Origin of the sequence: Metabacillus schmidteae (assembly GCF_903166545.1) — a bacterium.
GTDB classification, from domain to species: Bacteria; Bacillota; Bacilli; order Bacillales; family Bacillaceae; genus Metabacillus; species Metabacillus schmidteae.
Genome location: NZ_CAESCH010000001.1, coordinates 3349051 through 3372809, shown reverse-complemented (window position 1 = coordinate 3372809; position 23759 = coordinate 3349051). Strand labels below are relative to the sequence as shown.

Here is a 23759-nt window from a genome sequence, read left to right as displayed (position 1 = left end):
GGCTTTTATGAAGGCTTGAGAAAGTATTCATACATAACAGTTTGGAAAGGAGCAAAATATGAAGAACAGGTTCAATCTATTAATTTTTTCTTTGTTACTTATCTTGTTAGTAGGCTGTGGTGCAAACGAGCAGGAGGGAACAGGCACAGAGCCACTCAAAAAAATTGAGGAAAATCCAATTGCAACGATTACAATGGAAAATGGTGATGTTATAAAAGTTGAACTTTACCCAAATGTTGCCCCTAATACAGTTAATAATTTTATTTCTTTAGCTAATTCCGGGTTTTATAATGGACTTATTTTTCATCGGGTTATACCCGGTTTTATGATACAGGGGGGAGATCCGGAAGGTTCAGGAATGGGTGGACCTGACTATAGTATTGAAGGCGAATTTTCTTCAAACGGCTTTGAAAATGATGTAAAGCACGAGAGAGGTGTCATTTCGATGGCACGAGCACAGGACCCTAATTCTGCAGGGTCACAGTTTTTTATCATGGTTGCAGATTCTGCTCAATTGGATGGAGATTATGCAGCTTTTGGGAAAGTAACCGAAGGAATGGATGCAGTTGATAAAATCGTCGCTGTAGATACAGACGAACAGGACAAGCCTTTAAAAGAACAAAAAATAAAAGAATTGACAGTTGAAACATTTGGGATTGAATATCCTGAACCGGAAAAAGTCGAATAATTTATAGTTTAAATGGAAGTAGTTAAAAGGCTTTATCACATGAGAACTCTGTTTATAGAGTCTATGTGTTAAAGCCTTTTTTCTATAAAAAACATAAGATTCCGAATACTTCCTATTGTATTGACCCGCGCTTCTTTGTGAGATAAGTTATTATAGGATAACAATGAACGGGGGCTTTATATGGATTTTATAAAAAAACTCGCTTTTGTCTTTATTGGTCTAACTTTAACTTCATTGGGCATTAAACTATTATCTGATCATCATTTAACATTTGGTGGAACAGCCGGTATTTCAACAATCTTCTCGTTTCTATCTCCTCTATCCTGGGGAACACTCTTTTTTATAGTGAATCTCCCTTTTTTCTTTCTATCAATTCGTGAGCTTGGAAAATGGTTTACGATTTCAAGTTTATTATCAATAACAGGTATCTCTTTACTTCGTGAATGGTTTGATCAAATCATACCTATAATGGAAATGAATATGGCGTTTGCTTCTATCATCTCAGGACTGCTTATTGGAATTGGAGTAACGTTTGTATTAAATAACGGATCTTCATTAGGTGGTATTCATATTTTAGGCTTATATATCGATAAAAAATTCGGAATTAATAGAGGCCTCGTTTTATTTGTTTGTGATTCTTTAATCATTTTATTTGCATTAACCTTAGTTGGTTGGACAGGTGCTCTTTTTTCAATATTATGTATTTTTATAGCAAGTAATATTATCGGAAGATATAAGAAATCACCTATAAAAGAAATGGATCGTGATCAAGAAGATACAGTAAAAAGCCATGCATAAAGATTGGTAACATTTAAAACTAGTATTTTTGTTCGAACTCAACTAATCTAGTAAAAAGAGGTGAGGGAGACAAATGAATTATCTTACAGTAAATCAAATCTCACAATCTCAAGCTTCTATAGAGGCAAAAACATATTTAAAAGAACTATGGTATGCGATTGTTGAGGGGCATTTTGCTATGTCACGTCATTATAGAATGTATAAATATCAATTGTTACACCTGCAAGCAAGTGCACCAGAAGATTGGCAGCTTGAATGGAATGGTATTCAATTTACTTTAACGAAAGATTTTGAACATCATGCAAGAGTAACCCTTATGTTAAGACCAAATGGTTCGATACAATATTATTTTTCTTAAAAAACCTAGGATTAGTCTAGGTTTTTTTTATTTGAGAAGATAAGAAAAATGAATGAATAATTCGATTTCGTTAGTGGGATTTTAAATTTGGCTTTAAAAAATGATTTAAGGGGGTTTTACCTTGCAAAGCCAAATGCAAATGAATCAAGTAAACATTGGTGCACATGAAATTATGGAGTGTCATGAAGTACTTAGCTGCATGATCAATGGAATAAATCAATTTCAGCTCCTAATACCACACTGTCAAGACCAAAACTTGAAGAATATTCTTCAAAATCAGCTTTCATTTATGACAAATGAGTATACAACTTTTGTCAACACGCTGCAGCAAAAAGGAAGTCAAGGTCAGCTTCAGTCTGTACAAACATCATTTAAAGCAACACCAACGTATGGAATAAAAATGAATGGAGTACCTGAAGCACCTAATGCTTCCGTGAATCAATTAAATGACCGAGATATTTCTGCTCTTATGCTAGGCACTCATAAATCTAGTGCTGTGGTGAAAATGCATGCTGCATTAGAATTGACGGACTCTCAAATGAGAGAAATGCTAGTTCAAAGTTCAAGAAATTGTGCAGATCAGGCATATGAAACTTGGATGTATATGAATCAAAATGGTTATTATCAAGTTCCTACCTTTGATCAAGCGACAACTAAAGCAATGATCAATAGCTATCAACCAAACGCACTTTATAGCAATCAACAACAAACATATTAATACACGGAGGGATTTTTATGCATACACCACAACATGCCATGCAACAAATTAATGAATGTCGTCAAATCGTTCAACAATTAATACAGCAAACACAGCAAGGTACACAATTATATAAGCAAATGCTGCAACAAGAACAACATAATGTACAAGTTATTCAACAAAGCTTACAGGGTCATAATCAAGCATTACAGCAATGTCAGCAAATCTTAAACGTTTGCAATCAAATGCAACAGGAAATTTCGGTTGGAGCATACAGTTCAACTCCAGCTTATATGCAAAATGAACAATTACACACTCAAAACCAAGTTCAATCACAAATTCCAAGTTACCGTCATTTCCAACAGCAAAATAGACAATTTATACAACAGTAAAAAAATAAGGGTTAACGAATCTCGTTAACCCTTATTACATAATAATCATAACTTGACGTGCTAATCATATTCATATATAATTATCTTGAAATCGAGATATTTTATATAAGATAATTAAAAATTGAATAGGAGATGAGTTTCATAATGAGCATAAAACCTTTAAAAGGGATTCATCATGTCTCTGCCATAACTGCAAATGCAAAAGCAAATTATGAATTTTATACGAAAGTGTTAGGACTTAGATTAGTAAAGAAAACCGTGAATCAAGATGATACATCTGTTTACCATTTATTTTATGCGGATGAGCGTGGAAATCCTGGTACAGATTTAACCTTTTTTGAAATCCCGCGTGCAGGTAGAACATATCCGGGAACAAACAGTATTTCAGGGACATCTCTTCGTGTCAAAAACGACGAAGCTATCCAATATTGGAAAAAACGTTTTGGGGAGTTAGAAGTCGATCATGATGAAATTCAAGTAGAAGGGGGACGTTCTACTCTCTCATTTCGTGATCATGAGGGTCAACGATTGATTCTTGTTTCTGATGAAACGAACTCCGGAGTTGAGGGGGGAATACCTTGGGATAAAAGCACTGTTCCAACTGAAAAGGGCATAGTTGGACTTGGACCTGTGGTACTAACAGTGTCTCGTCCTGAACGAACTATTAATACACTAACAGATTTAATGGGATTTAGAGAAAAGCAAGGCTATACAAGAAATGAAGATCAAAAACAAGTTCGTGTTTTTGAAACTGGTGAGGGTGGAACAGGTGCTGAGGTTCATATAGTAGAAGATGGTGAAAATAATCGCGAAAGACCTGGGAGAGGCAGTGTGCATCATGTTGCATTTCGGGTTGAAGATGAGGAAGAGTTAAAAAAATGGGTCGAACGTTTAAAAAGCAGTCACCTTCCTAACTCAGGATTTGTAGAATGCTATTATTTCCGCTCATTATACTTTAGAGAACCAAATGGCATTCTTTTTGAGCTAGCAACAGATGGTCCCGGATTTGAAGGGGACGAGGATTTCGAGCATCTAGGTGAGCGTTTAGCGTTGCCTCCTTATTTTGAATCACAACGACAAGAAATTGAAGCGAAATTAAAGCCGTTAGATACAAAAGAATCGTGACCAAAGGAGGAATAATGATGAAACATATTTATATTGAAGGAAAAAATATCAATGCTCCCACATTGCTTTTATTACACGGTACAGGTGGAAACGAAAAAGATTTATTACCGATTGCAGAAATGATTGCTCCAGAAGCATCAGTTCTTGGAGTTAGAGGTAATGTATCTGAAAATGGCATGCCTCGATTTTTTCGTCGTTTATCTGAAGGCGTGTTTGATGAAGAAGATCTAATTTTTCGTACAAAAGAATTAAATGATTTCTTAGATAAGAGTGCAAAACAGTACAATTTCAACCGCAATCGTATACTGGCAATTGGGTATTCAAACGGAGCGAATATTGCAGCAAGCTTAATGTACCATCATGAAAACACTTTACAAGGAGCTGTATTGCTACATGCTATGGTGCCTATAAGAGGTGTGCAAATTCCAAAACTATCAGGAACACCAATTTTTATTGGAGCAGGTGTGAATGATCCTCTAATACCTATGCAGGAAACGAAGGAATTAGCTGAAGCGTTACGAAATGCCGATGCAAATGTAACAGAACATTGGGGTCAAGCCGGCCACCAATTAACAAGAGAAGAAATTGAGCAAGCAAAAAACTGGTATGAAATGAACTTTAAATAAGCTAAAAAAGGAGTTGTCTACTACATTTCAACATATAAGTCGAAGTGTAAGTATAACTCCTTTTTATTTGCTATTAATAGGCTCCAGGCATTCTTTTACATCATGTAAAGGGGAGTTAACCATATTGGATACTTTATATGCTTCCATTGAATCTTCGTCAAAAGGTACAAGCAAAGATTTTAATTCTTTTACTTTATGAAAATTAGGATCGAGCCACATATTTAAGTCATCTTTCCGCAAAATAACAGGCATTCTATCATGAACATTCTCCGTTACTTTATTTGCTTCTGTTGTCAGAATGGTGCATGTGAATAGCGGTTTCTCATCTTGTTTCCAACATTCCCACAGGCCCGCTAATGCAAAAGGTCGTCGATCTTTCATGACAAATCGATAAGGTTGTTTATCCTTGCCATTCTTCTTCCATTCATAAAACCCATCACTGATAATTAAACATCTCTTTTTTAAAAAAGGTGTTTTGAAGGTAACTTTTTCATCAATCGTTTCTGACCGAGCATTAATCATTTTATACCCTATCTTCATATCTTTTGACCAAGGTGGCACAAGTCCCCAACGCATTAATCTTCCAATTCTGTCCTGTCCGTTGGAACCAATCACAAACACATCCTGAGAAGGAGCAATATTATATCGATAAGAAAGTTCTTCCTGAATCAGTACATCAAATTGTTCTTCAATAACAGATTGTTCTGTTGCTAACGAGAATCGCCCACACATGGACATGACCTCCATTAAAAGTTATACATACAGTTTATCTGATGAAAATGAAAAAAGGAACTAATAAAGATCTTATTTAATGTAATTTGCCTATAACGTGGAAGAGTATTGTTACATATAGTATATAAACAGTTCTGGAGGTGATAGTATGGGCGGCGCAGGCGGATATGGTTACGGAGCAGGATTTGCTCTAATCGTTGTATTGTTTATTCTTTTAATCATCATTGGAGCTTCTTATATTGGTTACTAAAATGTAAAAAAGGACCCAAGATCATGTACATGATCTTGGGTTTTCTTTTTTTAGCTAGGTAGGATAAAAACGAAAAGGTTGAAGAAATTAAAGTTTAGATTGAAAAAGGGAGTTTGGTCAAAATATGATTAAGAAAATTTGGTTTCTTTTGTTTTTAATGATAACTCTAATTACATCTACGTTTTCACTTAGCAAATCATATGCCATTGAGCTTAAAGCGGAAGGAGTAACAGAGCTTCAATCCTTTTTATCAAATGATCAAATGCTAAAAGGAGCGATTGCTGGTATAAGTGTACGATCAGCTTCAACAGGTGATATATTGTATTCTTATAATGGTGAGACAAGCCTAACACCAGCATCAAGTTTTAAATTATTTACAGCAATTGCATCGTTAACAACTCTTGGCCCAGACTATAGGTTTAGAACGGAAATTAGAACAAACGGGAATGTAAAGAAAAATGGTGTATTGAAAGGGAATTTATATATAAAAGGTGGAGGAGATCCTTCACTTACCGTAAAAGATATTGAATCCATAACAAAAAAATTAAAAGAAAAAGGCATCCGAAAGATTGTTGGTGATTTGGTTGCAGATGATACACACTATGATAAAGTTCGATATTCCATGGATATCCCTTGGTCAGATGAAACTGCCTATTATGGGGCACAAATTTCTGCTTTAACGGTTTCTCCTGATGAAGATTATGATGCCGGAACGATTATTGTCCAAGTAAAACCAAGCCAAAAAGGGAGAAAACCTGAAGTCACAATATATCCTATTACTGACTATGTCCTGGTACATAATAAAGCAAAAACAACAGAAGCAGGGAGTAAAGAAAAAATAAACATAACACGTGGTCACGGTAATAATGAAGTGTTAATTGAAGGATCAATTCCTGAAGAAGGTACATTGGTTAAGGAAAGGATTTCAGTTTGGGACCCTACAAGGTATACACTGGCGCTATTCAAAAAGGAATTAGCTAACCAAGGAATAGATGTGAAAGGAAATTTTATTACAGATAAAACCCCACTTAATAGCAAGAAGTTGCTTTTACAGGAATCAGAACCACTTTCAGAAATCCTTTTTCCATTTCTAAAATTAAGTAATAACACCATAGCTGAAACACTAGTGAAAGAAATGGGACAACTCACAAAAAATCAAGGTACTTGGGAAGCAGGTTTAGAAACCGAAAAAAATGCTTTAGCACAAATCGGAATTGAGATAGATAACACAGTTTTTAGAGATGGTTCAGGGATATCACATGTAAATACAACACAACCAAATACGTTAACTCTGTTATTATATAGGTCTCAAAACAAAGAATGGTTCCCTTTAATGTCTAAATCACTACCTGTTGCAGGGGATAAGGATAAATTAATAGGGGGGACATTACGTAAAAGAATGATAAATTCTCCTCTTCAACAAAAGGTTCAAGCAAAAACCGGCACATTGACAAATGTAAGTTCTTTAACAGGGTATTTGCAAACAAATAATGGTGAAAAAGTTATTTTTTCAATTATTTTAAATCATTTGCAGGATGAAGAAGAAGGGAAGGTCATTGAAGAAAAAATACTTTCTATCCTGCTAAATGGGTTAGAATAGAAACAAAATTTTTGAACTATTATTGATTGTTTGAAATAATTGTACAAAAGAAGGGAGATGAAATAATGAAGGTATTAGTAGTAGGTGCTAATGGACAAATTGGACAAAAGCTAACGGAAATGTTAAATACACATGAAGAACACACAGTTTTGGCTATGATTAGAAATCAAAATCAAAAAGAAGTATTTGCTAATAAAGGAATTGAAACGGTTATTGCCGATTTAGAGGGCAGTGTTACTGAATTACAACAGGCAATAAAAGGGTGTGATGCAATTGTTTTCACAGCAGGATCTGGAGGTAGCACAGGTGCGGATAAAACATTATTAATCGATCTTGATGGAGCTGTAAAAACGATGGAAGCTGCCGAATTAGCTGGTGTTGATCGTTTTATCATGGTGAGTGCACTTCAAGCGAATAATCGTGAGAATTGGAATGAAGCAATAAAGCCGTATTATGTCGCGAAGCACTATGCAGATCGTGTGCTTATGCAGTCAAATCTAACATATACGATTATCCGCCCAGGAGGACTTCTTAATGAACAAGGAACGGGAAAAATTTCAGTTGGTGAAAAGCTTGAAAGAGGCTTTATACCTCGTGAGGATGTAGCAAAAACGATTGGTGAGTCCTTAACAAATGAACATACGAAAAACCGTTCTTTTGATTTAGTAGCAGGAAAAGATCCAATTACAGAGGCATTAAATAATCTTTAAGCATCCAACTGGGGTGCTTTTTACATATCTATTCAAATCATAATAAATGAATAAGGTTATCTGGCTTTATTTAGCTTGGTTAGAATCAAATGATTGTCTTTTTTTAAAATGGGTAATATAAACATGTAAGCATGACTCGGTATAAATTTCATTAAGGGGGAAGAAAGATGAAACTGACTCCAGAACAACGCATTCAATTGCATGGATTTAATAATTTAACAAAATCGCTAAGCTTTAATATGTATGATGTATGCTATACAAAAACAAGGGAAGAGAGAGAGGCATATATTGAATACATAGATGAGCAATATAATGCCGAACGGCTAACGAATATATTAAAAAATGTGACCGATATTATTGGTGCCCATGTACTAAATATCGCCAAACAAGATTATGTCCCTCAAGGGGCAAGTGTAACCATTTTAGTATCGGAAGGTCCTGTTGTGGAAGTGCCGACAGAGTCTTTTGATGAATCCCCCGGTCCTTTACCAGAAGCGGTTGTAATGGGTCTGGATAAAAGTCATATTACCGTTCATACATATCCTGAATACCATCCAAATGAGGGAATTAGTACGTTTCGTGCGGATATCGATGTATCAACTTGTGGAGAAATATCTCCCTTAAAGGCATTGAATTATTTAATTCATTCATTCGATACAGACATCCTAACAATGGATTATAAAGTACGCGGCTTTACCAGGGATATTAAAGGAGATAAATTATTTATCGATCATGATATTAGTTCGATTCAAAATTATATACCTGATGAAGTAAAGGAAGAATTTGATATGATTGATGTAAATATTTATCAAGAAAATATCTTCCATACCAAATGTAAACTCAAGCAATTTGACCTAAATAATTATTTGTTTGGATATACGAAGGATAAGCTAAGCAAAGAAGAGCAGGAACAAATTACGGCTAGTCTGACAAAAGAAATGGATGAAATCTTTTATGGAAAGAATATGAACTAAAGGAAAAAGGGATTGAACTATTATCGTTCAATCCCTTTTTAATCAATTATGCTTTTGCAGCTTGAAGTTGAAGGGAAACCTTGATTTGATCTCCAACAAGTACTCCGCCTGCTTCTAATGTAGCATTCCAAGTTAAGCCATAATCGCTGCGTTTTAACTTACCTTCTACACCAAAACCTGCTTTTTCATTTCCCCATGGATCTAGACCAGTTCCTTCAAAAGTAACGGCAAATGTTTCGGATTTTGTTACTCCGTGTAATGTTAAGTCACCTGTAACGTTGTATTCATTATCGTCTGTTTTTTCAATTGAAGTTGATGTAAATGTCATTGTAGGGTGATTTTCTACATCAAAGAAATCTGCAGAACGCAGGTGATTATCACGATCTTCGTTACGTGTATCAACACTTGCTAAATCAATTGTAAAGGTAATATCAGCTGTTGTTAAATCTGTTGGATCAGCTTCGATGTCAGCATTAAAGCTTTTAAAGCCGCCTTTAACTGTTGCAAACATCATATGTTTAACTGAAAAATCAACGCCACTGTGTGTTGGATCAAGATTCCATTTCGTTTTTGTCATTTTTTTCTCCTCCAATAAAATAACTTAGTTTAAAATATCTCAACTTAAAGATTTATAACTCCGAGATAAATTATATAATGGAATAAATGGAAAGTCAACGAAAAAAAGTAGGGAGAGAACCTGTATTTTAAAGATAACTTATTGGAAAGTAGAAATATTTTATTTAAATAAGGTGGAGTTTATTGCATCCATAGAAGAGCAAACAGAAAAAGATTAAATCATCATGAACTTCTACTAGTACACTAGATTAATAAAGTTGAGAATAAAAAAAGGATAGCCATGAGCTATCCTTTTTTATTATTTTACAATAATTATTTTGAAAGTAATGCTTCGATTTTTTGGTTCCGTGTATTTTTCTCTTCATCGGTTGATAAATCATATTTTTTTAGTAAATGGAATAATTCATTTAAATCAGCTTGACTAATATCTGTGGATAAAAAACGGGAACATTTCTCCACTAATTGACTATTAAGGTACGTTGATTGTTCTTGTAATTTTTGCTTTACATCTTCAGTAGAATGATCGATTTTACATGTACTCATAATGATGAATTACCCTCCAATATGTGACATTTCAATTTTATTTCTTGTCGGGGATGCCTCACTACGCTCAACAGAATATTGATCTTTTCGTCCTCGCCATATTGCTTTAATATGCTCGGCAAGCTCAATGTCTGTTTTTGGGGAACGAATCTGCTCACGTAAATCATGACCAATTGAAGCAAACAAACAAGTATATAAAGAACCACTTGCCGATAATCTCGCTCGATTACATGTTGAGCAAAATGCATCGGATACTGATGATATCACACCAATTTCTGCTTCAGACCCGATATAGCGGAAACGACTTGCTACCTCGCCAGTATAATTAGGATCAATTGGCTCAAGCGGCATTACTTGGTGGATATCCTCAATGATTTGTTTTTTAGAATAAACATCCTTCAAATTCCATTGATTTGTATTTCCAACATCCATAAATTCAATAAACCTTAAAATATGGCCTTTTTCCCTAAAATACTTAGCCATTGGAATAATTTCATGTTCGTTCATTCCACGTTTAACGACCATATTAATTTTTACTTTTAAACCAACTTCGGCTGCAGCGTCAATACCATCGATAACAGATTTGACAGAGACACCGCGTCCATTAATTTTTCCAAATACTTCATCATTGAGGGAATCAAGACTAATTGATACTCTCTTTAATCCTGCTTCTTTTAATTCTTTCGCATATTTAGGTAAAAAATAACCATTTGTTGTCATGGCGATATCTTCAACGCCATTTATTTGGTTAATCTGATCTATAAGTATAGACAAATCCTTCCGCATTAACGGTTCTCCACCAGTAATCCGAATTTTTTTAACCCCTAGAGATTGGACAAAAATGCTAGTTAAACGTACTATTTCTTCATAAGATAGCAAGTCATGTCTCTTTAAAAAAGGATAATCCGGCCCAAATATTTCAGCTGGCATGCAATAGGTACAGCGGAAATTACATTTATCTGTAACCGAAATACGCAGGTCACGCAGGGGGCGATCAAAGTAATCATAAGTAGTATCACGATTGGTCAACACGATTCCTCCCTTATTAATTGTCAATAATCCGTTCTGGATGGGAATAAACATTAAATGAAGTTCCTCTAATAAACCCTACTGCTGTAATATTTAAATCATCCGCAAGTTTTATCGCAAGGTCGGTTGGTGCTGATTTTGATAGAACAATACCAACCCCTATTTTTGATGCTTTAACAAGGACTTCTGAAGAAATTCTTCCACTAAATACTATAATTTTATCACGTACAGGAATTTCTTTCAAAATACTATATCCGTATAATTTATCTAAAGCATTATGTCTGCCTATATCTGATCTGCTAACAATCATATTTTCCGGGGTACATAAAGCTGCGTTATGGACTCCACCTGTTTCTTGAAAAACAATACTGCTTTTCTGCATTTCTTTCATTAAAAAGATACATTGTGAAGGTGTTAGTGTTTGTTTACTCATTGAGGTCTTTGACGTTTTAACATCATTCTGAAAGTAAAACTGTCTGCTTTTACCACAGCAGGATCCGATAAATCTCTTCGAATAATATTGTTGATTTGTAGCAACATCATGATCGAGTTTTACATAGGCATAACCAGCAGATTCATCAATTGAGATCGTTTCGATTTCACGGTAAAAACGAATAACACCTTCAGATGCTAAAAAACCTACGACCATTTCTTCAAAATGTGTAGGGGTGCACACCATTGTTGCAAACTCCATGTCATTTACAAATATTGTTAATGGGAATTCGGTAACGATATGATCGGTTGTATCAAATAAATTTCCATTTGAATATTTACGGATATTTTGATTTACACTCATTTTCATGTCCATTCACCATCTCACCTAAACTATAAGATACATAACATATAATCATATTATGTAGACATTAACAAGTATGAAAGTTTGTTTTTGATAACAGGAGAAGGTGTATATAACGGAAAATTAATGTTGCATAAGAATTGATTACATGATACGATTTCGATACAATGTTCATGATATTGTAACATTTTGATCCCGAGATAGCGATCCTGTCGTCGGTTCAAATTGTCGCAAAAATGAAAGCGATTAACAGTTGGTCCGATAGTAGCGAATCCTGCTTGATACTAACCGTCAATCACCCTATAGATAGATAAGCAATTTTGTTATCTATTTAGGGGGATTGACGGTTTTCTTTGTTTTTATTGATGTAAAAAGTTTTAAAAGTGAGATAGAGTTCAGCACTAAAAACCACTGTTATTCCATTTATCGTTAAATATAAGGAACTTGGCTTTGCTGTTTTATTAATGATGCTCTTTTCTCGGTCTACAAGAGTGGCGATTTCAAGTTTCTTAAAAATGGGGGATTGACTATATGAAAAAGACAAAAAATCGATGGTTAATTGCTGCATCTGCAGTTGGGATCCATATTTCCATTGGATCTGTTTATGCATGGAGTAACTTTACAAATCCAGCTTATGGATGAGTTTGGATGGAGTGCTTCACAAGTACAATTAACATTCAGTATTGCTATTTTATTTCTTGGGTTATCTGCGGCCTTTTTAGGTCATTTTGTTGAAAAATATGGTCCAAGAGCTGCTGGTTTACTTGCCGCTGGTTTTTTTGGTGCCGGGATAATTGGTTCGGGCTTTGCTGTTAGTTTAGGCTCACTTCCTTTTCTTTACGTTACATATGGTGTTCTTGGAGGAATTGGGCTTGGTGTAGGTTATATTGCGCCTGTATCAACATTAGTAAAATGGTTTCCAGATAGAAGGGGACTTGCAACAGGTCTCGCGATTATGGGATTTGGATTCGCTGCAGCGATTGCCAGTCCAGTAATGGAAGGGCTGATTAATTCTGTAGGAACAGCCAACACATTTTATATTCTTGGGGTTTCATATTTCATTATTATGACATTATCCTCCCTCTATTTAGAAAAACCAGCTGCTGATTGGGAACCAAGAGGACTTGAAGATAAGATAAAATCAGGGAAAACACGAATTAAAGAAGATTTATCACAATTAACGGCAAATGAAGCGGTTAAAACAACACGATTTTATTATTTATGGTTTATGTTATTCATTAATGTAACATGTGGAATTGCAATTTTATCTGCGGCTAAGCCCTTAGCGGAAGAAAGTATTGGACTTACATCTGCAGAGGCAGCAACACTTGTTGGAATTTTAGGGATTTTTAATGGTTTGGGTCGCTTAGGTTGGGCCTCTATTTCAGACTATATCGGCCGTCCAAATACGTATACAACATTCTTCGTCTTGCAAATTGCATTATTTGCATTATTACCACATACAACAGAAGCATTTTTGTTCCAGGTTATGTTAGCTGTTGTGTATACTTGTTATGGTGGAGGATTTGCAGCTATTCCTGCATATATTGGAGATTTATTTGGAACAAAGCAATTAGGAGCCATTCACGGTTATATCCTAACTGCATGGGCTGCAGCTGGTTTAGCAGGCCCAATGTTTGCTGCTTGGATGAAAGATACAACAGGAAGCTATGGAACAAGCTTAACATTTTTCTCAGGATTGTTTGTCATTGCCTTAGTTGTATCACTTTTGATTCGCAAAGATATAAATCGACTTCGCAAGCAAAATATAGGTGCCAAAAATTCCATTGCAGGATAATAATACTTCCATTACTGCATGAAGATATGGTAAAATACCTCATGCTAAAACCTCTATTGGGTAGGAGGATATGATGAACAAGTACGAGGCAGAATTTAGTAATATCGTTCGCTCTTTTCGAAAAAAGCACATGGGCAAAGGTCCAAGTAAAATAACAACAACGTTCTGTAAAAACTGGGCAATTTGTGAAATGGAAGGAAATTTATCACCTGTCGAAAGATTTATTGCCAGTGCTGATGAAGGGAAACAGGCGTTACGATCTGCAAGAACGGAAATGGTAAAACAAATGTACAGAAAGAACCCTCCTATAGAGATGGAAGAGTTTTTAGGTTGTAAATTTGTTGATTTATTTGTTGATATCGATATTGACAGAGACTTCGGTATGTCCATCTTTGTCTTTGATGAAGATTTACAGCAAAAGTTTAATAAATAATGGCCATTATAAAAATTTGAGTAAGATTCATAAAAAAATAGTTTGAAAGACAAAATAATGCCCCAACTTGAAAAATATGTAATAAAATAATAATTATTGGTATGGCACTTAGTAGCGACCCTGCAAAAGACTAACCACCGTTTTACTCTGCATCTTATCATTGTTAGAGTCTACGGTGGTTTTTTCTATATCTACCATCTTAACAAGGAGTGATTCAAATGGGAGAGACCAAACATCAAGGACCAATAAAAGCGACTAAAACCCCACAACCAAAGCACTGGGTTAGTCCAATTCCATTTGGTCTTGGTAAAGTAAAGCCCCATCATTTTAGAGATACAATGAAAGTAGCTTGGGATAACAAAGACAATATTGGATATGCATCACGAATCTTAACACAAGGTGTTTGTGATGGTTGTGCCTTAGGTGTATCCGGTTTACAAGACCAAACATTAAAAGGGCCGCATATGTGTACAACGAGAATGAATGTTCTAAGACTGAATACCATGCCTGCTTTAAAAGAGGAAATTGTTCATGCTGACATTGATGAATTACGAAAATATAGTAGCACAGACTTGCGAAAATTAGGGCGTATTCCATACCCGCTTATTCGTCGTAAAGGTGAAAGAAGGTTTTCTCGCATAACATGGGATGAAGCAATGGACACCATTGCTAGTAAAATGAAGCAACTAGATCCGAAGCAGTATGCATTTTATTTAACATCAAGAGGTATTACAAATGAGTCTTATTATGTTGCAGGAAAAGTAGCTAGATTCCTAGAGACAAATAATATAGATAATGCATCACGCATTTGTCACTCACCAAGTAAAACAGCCTTAAAGCGTTCCATTGGGGTGGGAGCATCAACTGCCAATTATCAAGATTGGTTTGGTACGGATGTATTAATGTTCTGGGGAAGTGTTGCATCAAATGCATCTCCAGTTTCGACTAAATATATGCTTGAAGCGAAAAAAAGAGGAACAAAGATTATCGTGGTCAATCCATATAGCGAACCAGCGATGGATAAATATTGGATTCCATCAAATATGGAATCTGCACTGTTCGGTACTAAATTAGCTGATGATTTCTACCAAGTTAATATTGGCGGGGACATTGCTTTTATGCATGGAATTATGAAACATTGGTTTGAGATGGAAGAAGCCCAATATGGATCAGCAATTAACCATGAGTTTGTGCAACAGCATGTAAATGGATATGAACAACTAGTAAATCATGTGAACCAACAATCATGGGATGAAATCATTAAATCTTCCGGTATCTCAAGAGAGAGAATAATTGAGCTTGCAGAGTTACTAGCAAATAGTAAAAATGCAGTTTTTGCGTGGGCTTTAGGTCTAACTATGCATTCGTTTGCAACAGACAATATTTCTCAAGTAGCAAATCTCGCCTTATTACGCGGATATCTTGGTCGTAAAAACAATGGCTTAATGCCATTCCGTGGTCATTCTTCCGTACAAGGGGCAGGAGAAATGGGGGCAGATCCATTTGTATTGCCGGGAAGTGGGTTTGACGAGGAAAACATTAAGCGAATGGAGCAAATTTGGGGCTTTGAATTACCAAAATGGCAAGGTGATATCGTTGGGGTTACATTGGAAAACATCGTTCTGCCGGAAGATCACGAACGAAAAATTAAGCTTTATTATTTATCAGGTGGAAATTTCCTAGAAACAATGCCAGATCCTGATTTTGTTGAAAAAGCGTTATCTGAACTGGATATACGTGTGCATCAGGATATTATCTTCAATACATCTACACTTGTTGATGCAAAAGAAGCTGTTATTGTTCTCCCTGCAAAAACAAGGTATGAGCAAGAAGGAGGGGGCACATCAACCTCAACTGAACGAATGGTTTATTTTTCACCTCAAATTGAAGGGAATAAAAACGAAATAAAAGAAGCCCGAGCAGAGTGGAAGATTTATATTGATTTAGCGAAACGGGTTAAGCCGGAAACAGCTCATCTTGTTGACTTTAAATCTGGACAGGAAATTCGAGATGAAATTGCAATTGCAAATCGTGACTATGATGGAATTCAACATTTGAAAAAACAAGGGGATGTATTCCAATGGGGGGGCGCATGGCTTTGTGAAGGTGGAGTGTGTCCAACCTCTGACGGGAAAGGAAGCTTAATATCTGTAGAGATCCCTGAATTAGGGAAGAAAGAAGGACAATTTGTCGTTACTTCCCGACGTGGTAAACAATTTAACTCTATGGTTTACAAAGAAACAGATCCTTTCAACGGTGCTGATCGTTACGACGTGCTAATGAATGCTGAAGATGCAAAAAAATTAAGTGTTGCAGAGGGTGAAGGCATTGTTGTCTACAATGGTTTTGGTGTCTTCCAAGGAAGAGCAAAATTTGTTGACATTGCTAGAGGAAACCTTGAGGTACATTTCCCTGAAGGAAACTTTCTTTTACCTAGAGGAAGATATGAGAAATTTGCAGGAATACCGGATTATAATATATCTGTGACAGTTGAAAAAGCGGATCGTTATAATGCGCGTAAAGATATTCAATATGTAGAAAAACCAATAGATGATTTAGAAGTAAATGCACCCGTTTAAGTCAAAATAGGCAGAACAATTTTTGTTCTGCCTATTTTGATGAATCCCGATCATCTCCTAGAATGGATAATTGAAGTGTGATTAACTTTTCTTGAATAATTAGTAAGTTCTGTCTCATCTTCACTTTAAGAAGTTGATCTTCAACCTCAGTTGTCTTTAATTTATCCAATTCCTGCAGAACAGAAATGAATAATTGCGTCACTTCATTATGTTTAAGGATTAAATTCATTTTATCGAGATTTTGTTGGCTATTCATTGGCTCTCCTTTTAAGTTAAAAGTTTAAAGAATGTCGTTACTTTGTAACACAAAATGATATACCTTAATACCAACCATTCAAAGAAAAGTGTCCTCATCACACATGTGAGAAATCTTCGTCTGCAAAACCTCTAGTTTTATCATTCTACATTTGGATAAAATATCCTTTCAATCCTGTTCTTTTTATTCAAACACTCATAAATACCTATAAGAATGAAGAGCAACTGTTTTCTAACATAAAGACTCTGTTAATTGGATTAAGAATTTGCAAACGCTCTATTAAAATAGGAATGATACGAAAAATATGTCAAAGTATCACTACATAGGGAGGAGAATTCGGTATATGTATGTAGTTGTTAAAGAAAATTGTGTCATTTCTATTCCAAAGAATATATCAACGTCTGTCCAACATGCCATTGATATGATTAAAAGAGATCATGAGAAGATATTCGGCTGTCAGCCTATACAAAAATTAGGAGCAGATCAGGATGCAACGATTATACTTTATTATGCAAAGAGTGAAAAAGAATGTCCTATGCGACCAGAAGCATTTAGTTTCCGCTTCCATCAGAAAGATGGAAAATGGATTCTAAACATCATCGGGTATGATGATCTTGGATTAGTATATGGATTACTTCATTATAGCCGACAATATCTGGGTATAGATCCTTTTTGGTTTTGGGGAGATTTAAATGTTGAACAGAAGTCGGAAGTGCTTATTCCTGCTAACAATTATGAATCTAAAGAACAACATGTAAAATATAGAGGCTGGTTTGTAAATGATGAGGTCTGCTTAATTGGCTGGAAAGAAGAGTATCCACCATCTAAAGAGGTTTGGTATCCGGTATTTGAAGCATTATTAAGATGTGGCGGGAACATGGTGATTCCTGGAACTGACCTTCCAAAGGATGGGATTCATACCGAATTAGCAGCAGAGATGGGGTTATGGGTAACACATCATCATGCTGAACCATTAGGAGCAGAAATGTTTTTACGTGCGTATCCGGGTAAAACACCAAGCTATAAAGAACATCCTGATTTATTTGAAGCATTATGGTATGAGGCTATACAGAAGCAAAAGGAGCAAAAGATTGTATGGGTTCTTTCCTTTAGAGGACAAGGTGATGCACCTTTCTGGGAGTATGATCCGGAATTTGATACACCTGAGAAGCGGGGTGCTATGATATCGAAGGTAGTTCTTAGACAATACGAAATGTTATGTGAAGAGATTGATCAACCGGTTTGTAGTATGGCTCTTTATGGTGAAATAGCTGAGTTATATAAACAAGGACATATTCAAGTGCCTGATGAAATTATGAAAATATGGGCGGATAACGGATATGGAAAGATGGTATCGAGGAGACAAGGAAATGAGAACTATCGGATCCCTTCTTTACCTACCGAAGATGATTCTGGAGAGCATGGAATTTATTATCATGTCACATTTCACGACCTTCAGGCGTCGAATCATTTAACAATGTTTCCATCTCCACCTCAATTAATAAAAGAAGAAATTGAAAAATCATTTTCTTCAAGTGCTACATCTTATCTTTTGTTAAATAGTGGTAATATTCGTCAGCATTTATATCCACTAGATCTTGTCAGTCAATTATGGACATCTGGTACAGTTGATGTTGGAGAGCATTATCAACAGTTTATTAATCGGTTTTATTCAAGTCATCATGATGAGCTGATCAAGCTATATAAGAGCTTTTTTGAGAAAACAATCAAATATGGTCCGAATGAGGACGATCGGGCAGGAGAGGAATTTTATCATCACAATGCAAGAAAAATCATTGGTCATTGGCTTCAAGGAAGAGGAAATACACCTAACGGTAAGTTATTTTGGGCAACGAATGAAGTTCCATTTAGTGAACAAGTAAATTGGTTCTTACAAAAATGCCAAGAGGGTTTAAATGGCTGGCAAGACTTATTAAATCAATGTCGAAAACTTTCAGAACAGCTATCAATCTCTGATCAGCAAAGGTTTTATGATCTTTTTGTTTCACAGGTTGAATTACACGTGTCTGGCTGCAAAGGGTTCATCTCACTGTGTAAGGCTTATACAAGTTTTACTAATCATCAACATCCACTGGCGTTTGTTCAGGTGTCACAATCCATTTGGGATTATCAAAATAGTTTACTAACTTTTCAAGAGTCAGAACATGGGAAATGGAAGGGTTTTTATCGTGCAGACTGGCTAACAAATGTTAAAAGCACACTTTATTCACTTGAGGCTTTACGGAAGTATCTTAGAATGCAAGGAGACAGCCCTGATTTTTTCCTATGGTATAAAGAATATATAATGCCCGAAACTGAAAAATATATTTATTTAGAAAATACGCATCGAAAACCGTTAAGTGATGATGAACTAGCCAAAAGGTTATCTGAAAAGTTTTAGGAACTGATGGATTAAACGATGGCTCTATAAAAATATAAAACCTTAAAAAGCTCCTTTAATTATATAAGGAGCCTTTTATTTTTTAGGTTTATTCGTTCTTAAGTGTTTTAAAATTGTCTGAAGAGACCTGTCAAACTTGAGTAGCTCTTCGGTTTCCATCGATAAATTCTCAAGTAATTGTGTAGGAATACATGTTGCTTTTTCTTTTAAGACTTTTCCTTCATCAGTAAGAGAGATAATAACACTTCTTTCATCTTCTAAAGAGCGTTTACGTGTAATGAGTTGGTTCGCTTCCATCCTCTTAAGCATTGGGGTTAAGGTACCAGAATCCAAAAATAATCTCTGACCAAGCTCCTTTACAGTAACAAAATCATCTTCCCACAAAACTAATAAAACTAAATATTGCGGATAGGTAATGTCAAGGTCTGCAAGTAAATCACGGTAAAGGCGTGTGATTTCTCTTTCAGCTGTATATATTTTAAAGCAAATTTGATTTTCCAACTTTAGCATTTCACTCATCTTATAGTGATTCCTTTCAAAAATATACAATTATTATAGTACACAATATGTTTTAATTCAAAAATGATTGTGCACAATCATTTTGAGTGATGGAATTTTAGATAAATGGAAAATCATTTACATCCGAAAAAAGGTTGTCATGCTGTTCAAATATAAGTAAACCCGTTCAGTTTTTTCGTCATACTTCCAAGAAGGATAATAAAAAGTTACTGAACGGGCATTTTTCTATTTATTTATTCTTCATCATTAATTTCACCATCACCAATTTCGTCTTCCCCTGGCGCATCATCACATGCAACAACAGAAGTAGCAAGAAGAGCTGCAAGTAAAATAGCTAAAAGCTTTTTCATAATAAGGTTCACCTCATTTCACAATAACTTAAAAAATCAATTATTATTTTTCTCAAGAACATGTTTGATTATGTGCCTAGAGGTGTATTTATTATCCTTAGCAAATTTGATGTGAAGGCCAAGTTTTTTTAAAAGTACACAAATAATTGGAAACTATCTGGGCTTTTATCATATTGTATGATGTTACTAACTTTAAGGAGTGAATAGGATGTTCCATAATCATCATGGACTGGTTCTTGAAGCTGCAAAATACAAAATGTTAGCGGATTACTTTAGGTATTCGAATCCACACTTGCATAATTTCTATGAGCAAAAGCATCTAATATGTGTACAGCAGTTAGCACAAACTGAACTGCAAGCATATCACTACAGTTTAATGAGCAGGGCAGGAGAGCAAAATGCTTTTATTAGGTTATTCCATGCTTCACCTGATACATCCGGAGTTGATGTGTATGTAAATGGAAATAAATCTATCACAAATTTAGTATTCGAGGAAACAACGGATTATTTATCATTACCTGCTGGTAGGTATACTTTAGAGGTATATAAAACAGGTGATACAACAAGCCCAATTCTTAAAGAACAATTATCCCTTACAAGAAATACGTACTATACTGCGGCGGCAACTGGCTTATTAAATAATATTACATTATCTTTCTTTATTGATAAGCCGTATGTTAGTCGAAATCAAACGAAGATAAGATTTATTCACCTATCACCGGATGCTTCAAATGTGGACATTGCTGTACAAGGAGGAAATATTCTTTTTACAAATGTTTCATACGAAAGAGTAACGGATTATTTAACACTTTCTCCAATGACTGTAAATTTGGAAGTGAGAGAAACTGGTACAAAGAATGTAGTTTTCACAATTCCGCAGGTCCAATTAAAAGCAGGAGAAACATATACAGCTCTTGCAGTTGGTTTTGCCAGTGGATCTCCAGAACTAGAAGTGATTTTTTTAATGCCATAATAAAAAGGTACTTTTGCTTTATCTATTTATTTAAAAGGGGAATAGAGATGTTTTTTATAATAAGCATAGTCATTATTTTTATAATCCTCCTGATTATTTTAGGAAAGTCTTTTAATAAAAAGAAAATCGTGCAAAGTTATTCTGTTCAGAGTTTCTTACAAGGATCTAATCATGATGATGAAGACATCTACAAAGAGGAATCTATGTTTGAAAAAGTAAATCATTTTTTTGAGAGCAATAAGGAAAGCAGCGATAGTGGAGACGATGGTGATGATAGTTGTGATGAATGATATGGAATGGTGTGATGCTTACACATTTTCATACCCATTTATCGACAATCGTGATAAAATAAAGAAGTTCTTATACATAACAGGAGGAAAAGAATGGACGCTGTAGCCAAAAGATACATAGAATTATATCTTTGTTTTTCCGAAGAATTAGGCAGGTTTTTAACTGAACCTGAACAGGAATTCTTAAAATGGCTTGTATCAAGTGAATAAGATCTTTGATGAAAAGGTTAACAATGTAAAAGGGTTAGCCTTTTTATTTTGTAATGATTTGATTTGAAACCTTTTTAAACTAAATCCGTATAGTTAGTATACACTAAAATGTTTGGAGGGAGATCATTGAGGAAATTTCTTATGTTTTTTGCTATCTTTACATTAATGATAAGCTCAGCTTGTTCTGTAGTTGATGAGGTAAGTAAATCGGTTAATTATGTGGATGAAACAACGAGTTATTTAACTTCAGTAAGTGATTTTGCTGAACAAGCACCAGGATTAATACAGGATGCAGCGAATGATGAAGCTGCTAGAGATGAACTTGAAACAGAGCTTACTTCTCTACGTGAACAAATTGAAGAGTTCAACAAATTAGAAGCTCCGACGGTTGCTGAAGACATACATCAAGACATCGTGACAAAAAATGAAGAAGCATTACAAATGATTAATGATATTTATAAGGATGGGGAAGTGGTCGTTGAGGAGTTACAAAACTCAGAAGTGATCCAAACTTTCCAAGATCTAAGCTCACTTATGAATCAAGTGGAGAATTTAGAATTATAGAGAAAAATGGTGTTATGGAGCTAAGCTGATGCTGCACATGAATGTGTTTTGAGGCTTAGCTCCATGTTTATTTTTCTCCATTACTGATACACTCCGCTAACCTTTTCTTTTTCTTATATATAGTATAAGATATATCTATGTGATACTATGACCAAGTCATAATATTACTATTCTATTTTCTTATTTCTAATTAACACATTTATATATAGAACTATTTTTCACAAGAGGAGAGACTTTATATGAGGAAAAGAGTTGTTGTTACAGGTATTGGGGCTGTTACTCCGTTAGGTAATGATGTTCGTACGACATGGGAGCAAGCCAAAAATGGTGTTTCAGGAATTGCTGAATTATCAAGAGTAAATCCTGATCCCTTTAATGTAAAAGTGGCAGCAGAAGTGAAAGAATTCTCACCACAGGACTATATTGATCACAAAGAAGTTCGTAGAATGGCCAGATTTACACATTTAGCGATTGCAGCTAGTAAAATGGCAATCATTGATGCAGGGATTGATATTGGTAAAGATGTATCAGCTGAAAGAGTAGGGGTTTGGATAGGTTCTGGTATTGGTGGACTTGATGAATTTGAGGAACAGCATAAGCGCTATTTGAGCAAGGGGCCAAAGCGTGTAAGCCCTTTTATCATCCCTATGTTTATTCCTGATATGGCTTCAGGACGAGTGTCGATAGAGTTAGGTGCAAAAGGAATAAACAATTGCTCTGTTACTGCATGTGCTTCGGGTGCAAATTCGATTGGCGATGCTTTTCGGGTCATCCAAAATGGTGGTGCAGATGTAATGGTGACAGGAGGTGCTGAGGCGTCCATTACTGAAATGACGATTGCAGGATTTTCAAATATGACGGCCTTATCAACTAATCATGATCCTGCAAGTGCGAGTCGTCCTTTTGATCAAAATCGGGATGGTTTTGTTATTGGCGAAGGCTCTGGAATCTTAATCCTAGAAGAGCTGGAGCATGCATTAGCACGAGGTGCAAAAGTATATGGAGAGCTTATTGGATATGGTGCAACAGGGGATGCTTATCATATCACCACACCTGCTCCTGAGGGTGAAGGTGGCCAAAGAGCAATGAAGCTGGCACTGGATGATGCAAATCTCTCACCAGATCAGGTTGATTATATCAATGCTCATGGAACAAGTACGTATTATAACGATTTGTATGAAACAAAAGCGATTAAAGCCGTTTTTGGTGAACATGCTTACTCTCTTTCAGTAAGTTCTACAAAGTCCATGACAGGTCATTTGCTGGGTGCCGCAGGTGCAGTTGAAGCCATTTTCTCACTATTAGCTATAAGAGAAGGAGTTATTCCGCCAACAATTAACTATGTAACTCCTGACCCTGAATTAGACTTGGATTATGTTCCAAATCATGCGAAAGAGGCAAAAGTTGATATTGTTTTGTCAAACTCACTTGGGTTCGGCGGACATAATGCTACATTATTATTTAAGAAATATGAATAAAAAAGTAGATAAGC

At 35.4% G+C, this 23759-nt stretch carries 25 protein-coding genes and 1 pseudogene; 19 read left to right on the top strand and 7 right to left on the bottom strand.

The window, feature by feature from the left end:
• The first annotated feature begins 58 nt into the window (after window positions 1–58).
• The 7 genes from HWV59_RS16310 to HWV59_RS16280 all read left to right on the top strand — a co-directional run bounded on the left by HWV59_RS16310 (window position 59) and on the right by HWV59_RS16280 (window position 4684).
• A complete protein-coding gene (locus HWV59_RS16310) occupies window positions 59–688 on the top strand; it encodes a peptidylprolyl isomerase (RefSeq protein WP_175639503.1) in 630 nt (209 codons plus the stop codon).
• Between the two features lie 180 nt (window positions 689–868).
• Window positions 869–1486, top strand: a complete 618-nt coding sequence (locus HWV59_RS16305) for a YitT family protein (RefSeq protein ID WP_175639502.1) — start codon at window positions 869–871, stop codon at window positions 1484–1486.
• A 73-nt stretch (window positions 1487–1559) separates the two neighbouring features.
• Window positions 1560–1844, top strand: a complete 285-nt coding sequence (locus tag HWV59_RS16300) for a hypothetical protein (protein ID WP_102228937.1) — start codon at window positions 1560–1562, stop codon at window positions 1842–1844.
• 121 nt (window positions 1845–1965) lie between these two features.
• Window positions 1966–2562, top strand: coding sequence for a spore coat protein (locus HWV59_RS16295; protein WP_217708469.1), 597 nt, complete (start codon window positions 1966–1968; stop codon window positions 2560–2562).
• Window positions 2563–2579: 17 nt separating this feature from the next.
• Window positions 2580–2933: a hypothetical protein gene (locus HWV59_RS16290; protein WP_175639501.1), complete on the top strand. Its 354-nt coding sequence runs from the start codon at window positions 2580–2582 to the stop codon at window positions 2931–2933.
• Between the two features lie 144 nt (window positions 2934–3077).
• Entirely contained in the window at window positions 3078–4058 is a 981-nt protein-coding gene (locus HWV59_RS16285; protein ID WP_175639500.1) for a ring-cleaving dioxygenase, read from the top strand.
• Between the two features lie 14 nt (window positions 4059–4072).
• Window positions 4073–4684: an alpha/beta hydrolase gene (locus HWV59_RS16280; protein WP_175639499.1), complete on the top strand. Its 612-nt coding sequence runs from the start codon at window positions 4073–4075 to the stop codon at window positions 4682–4684.
• Between the two features lie 63 nt (window positions 4685–4747).
• Here HWV59_RS16280 and HWV59_RS16275 read toward each other — a convergent pair whose 3' ends face one another.
• Window positions 4748–5416 (bottom strand): SOS response-associated peptidase, encoded by a 669-nt coding sequence (locus tag HWV59_RS16275; RefSeq protein WP_175639498.1) that lies wholly within the window; start codon window positions 5414–5416, stop codon window positions 4748–4750.
• Window positions 5417–5564: 148 nt separating this feature from the next.
• Here HWV59_RS16275 and HWV59_RS16270 point away from each other — a divergent pair, with 148 nt between their 5' ends.
• The 4 genes from HWV59_RS16270 to speD all read left to right on the top strand — a co-directional run bounded on the left by HWV59_RS16270 (window position 5565) and on the right by speD (window position 8950).
• Entirely contained in the window at window positions 5565–5666 is a 102-nt protein-coding gene (locus HWV59_RS16270) for a YjcZ family sporulation protein (protein WP_084042975.1), read from the top strand.
• Between the two features lie 124 nt (window positions 5667–5790).
• Window positions 5791–7266, top strand: coding sequence for a D-alanyl-D-alanine carboxypeptidase/D-alanyl-D-alanine endopeptidase (dacB, locus tag HWV59_RS16265; protein WP_175639497.1), 1476 nt, complete (start codon window positions 5791–5793; stop codon window positions 7264–7266).
• 65 nt (window positions 7267–7331) lie between these two features.
• Entirely contained in the window at window positions 7332–7976 is a 645-nt protein-coding gene (locus HWV59_RS16260; protein WP_175639496.1) for an SDR family oxidoreductase, read from the top strand.
• Window positions 7977–8143: 167 nt separating this feature from the next.
• Complete coding sequence (gene speD / locus HWV59_RS16255) at window positions 8144–8950, top strand: adenosylmethionine decarboxylase (protein WP_102228930.1); 807 nt, start codon at window positions 8144–8146, stop codon at window positions 8948–8950.
• Window positions 8951–8996: 46 nt separating this feature from the next.
• On the opposite strand, the gene HWV59_RS16250 is transcribed toward speD, so the two are convergent.
• From HWV59_RS16250 to fdhD, 4 genes are all read right to left on the bottom strand, one after another.
• Complete coding sequence (locus HWV59_RS16250) at window positions 8997–9527, bottom strand: YceI family protein (protein WP_102228929.1); 531 nt, start codon at window positions 9525–9527, stop codon at window positions 8997–8999.
• A gap of 311 nt (window positions 9528–9838) precedes the next feature.
• Entirely contained in the window at window positions 9839–10069 is a 231-nt protein-coding gene (locus HWV59_RS16245) for a group-specific protein (RefSeq protein ID WP_175639495.1), read from the bottom strand.
• A 9-nt stretch (window positions 10070–10078) separates the two neighbouring features.
• Window positions 10079–11101 carry a GTP 3',8-cyclase MoaA gene (gene moaA / locus HWV59_RS16240; protein WP_407941582.1) on the bottom strand — a complete coding sequence of 341 codons (1023 nt, stop codon included), beginning with the start codon at window positions 11099–11101 and terminating at the stop codon, window positions 10079–10081.
• Between the two features lie 13 nt (window positions 11102–11114).
• Window positions 11115–11906, bottom strand: a complete 792-nt coding sequence (gene fdhD, locus HWV59_RS16235) for a formate dehydrogenase accessory sulfurtransferase FdhD (protein ID WP_102228925.1) — start codon at window positions 11904–11906, stop codon at window positions 11115–11117.
• 519 nt (window positions 11907–12425) lie between these two features.
• On the opposite strand from fdhD, the pseudogene HWV59_RS16230 reads away from it, so the two are divergent.
• The 3 genes and pseudogenes from HWV59_RS16230 to HWV59_RS16220 all read left to right on the top strand — a co-directional run bounded on the left by HWV59_RS16230 (window position 12426) and on the right by HWV59_RS16220 (window position 16704).
• Window positions 12426–13692, top strand: a pseudogene (locus HWV59_RS16230) (L-lactate MFS transporter).
• Between the two features lie 73 nt (window positions 13693–13765).
• Window positions 13766–14125, top strand: coding sequence for a DUF2294 domain-containing protein (locus HWV59_RS16225; protein WP_102228923.1), 360 nt, complete (start codon window positions 13766–13768; stop codon window positions 14123–14125).
• 218 nt (window positions 14126–14343) lie between these two features.
• Complete coding sequence (locus tag HWV59_RS16220) at window positions 14344–16704, top strand: FdhF/YdeP family oxidoreductase (protein WP_175639493.1); 2361 nt, start codon at window positions 14344–14346, stop codon at window positions 16702–16704.
• Between the two features lie 31 nt (window positions 16705–16735).
• Here HWV59_RS16220 and HWV59_RS16215 read toward each other — a convergent pair whose 3' ends face one another.
• A complete protein-coding gene (locus tag HWV59_RS16215; protein WP_102228921.1) occupies window positions 16736–16960 on the bottom strand; it encodes a hypothetical protein in 225 nt (74 codons plus the stop codon).
• Between the two features lie 343 nt (window positions 16961–17303).
• On the opposite strand from HWV59_RS16215, the gene HWV59_RS16210 reads away from it, so the two are divergent.
• Window positions 17304–19361 (top strand): glycosyl hydrolase 115 family protein, encoded by a 2058-nt coding sequence (locus HWV59_RS16210; RefSeq protein WP_175639492.1) that lies wholly within the window; start codon window positions 17304–17306, stop codon window positions 19359–19361.
• Between the two features lie 75 nt (window positions 19362–19436).
• On the opposite strand, the gene HWV59_RS16205 is transcribed toward HWV59_RS16210, so the two are convergent.
• A complete protein-coding gene (locus tag HWV59_RS16205) occupies window positions 19437–19880 on the bottom strand; it encodes a MarR family winged helix-turn-helix transcriptional regulator (protein WP_102228919.1) in 444 nt (147 codons plus the stop codon).
• Between the two features lie 558 nt (window positions 19881–20438).
• Between HWV59_RS16205 and HWV59_RS16200 the strand changes: the two genes are divergently transcribed.
• The 4 genes from HWV59_RS16200 (at window position 20439) to fabF (ending at window position 23745) form a co-directional block, all read left to right on the top strand.
• Window positions 20439–21203, top strand: a complete 765-nt coding sequence (locus HWV59_RS16200; protein WP_175639491.1) for a DUF4397 domain-containing protein — start codon at window positions 20439–20441, stop codon at window positions 21201–21203.
• Between the two features lie 47 nt (window positions 21204–21250).
• Complete coding sequence (locus HWV59_RS16195) at window positions 21251–21493, top strand: hypothetical protein (protein WP_175639490.1); 243 nt, start codon at window positions 21251–21253, stop codon at window positions 21491–21493.
• Window positions 21494–21829: 336 nt separating this feature from the next.
• Window positions 21830–22267: a DUF6376 family protein gene (locus HWV59_RS16190; RefSeq protein WP_175639489.1), complete on the top strand. Its 438-nt coding sequence runs from the start codon at window positions 21830–21832 to the stop codon at window positions 22265–22267.
• A 239-nt stretch (window positions 22268–22506) separates the two neighbouring features.
• Window positions 22507–23745 (top strand): beta-ketoacyl-ACP synthase II, encoded by a 1239-nt coding sequence (gene fabF / locus HWV59_RS16185; RefSeq protein ID WP_175639488.1) that lies wholly within the window; start codon window positions 22507–22509, stop codon window positions 23743–23745.
• Window positions 23746–23759: the final 14 nt, after the last annotated feature.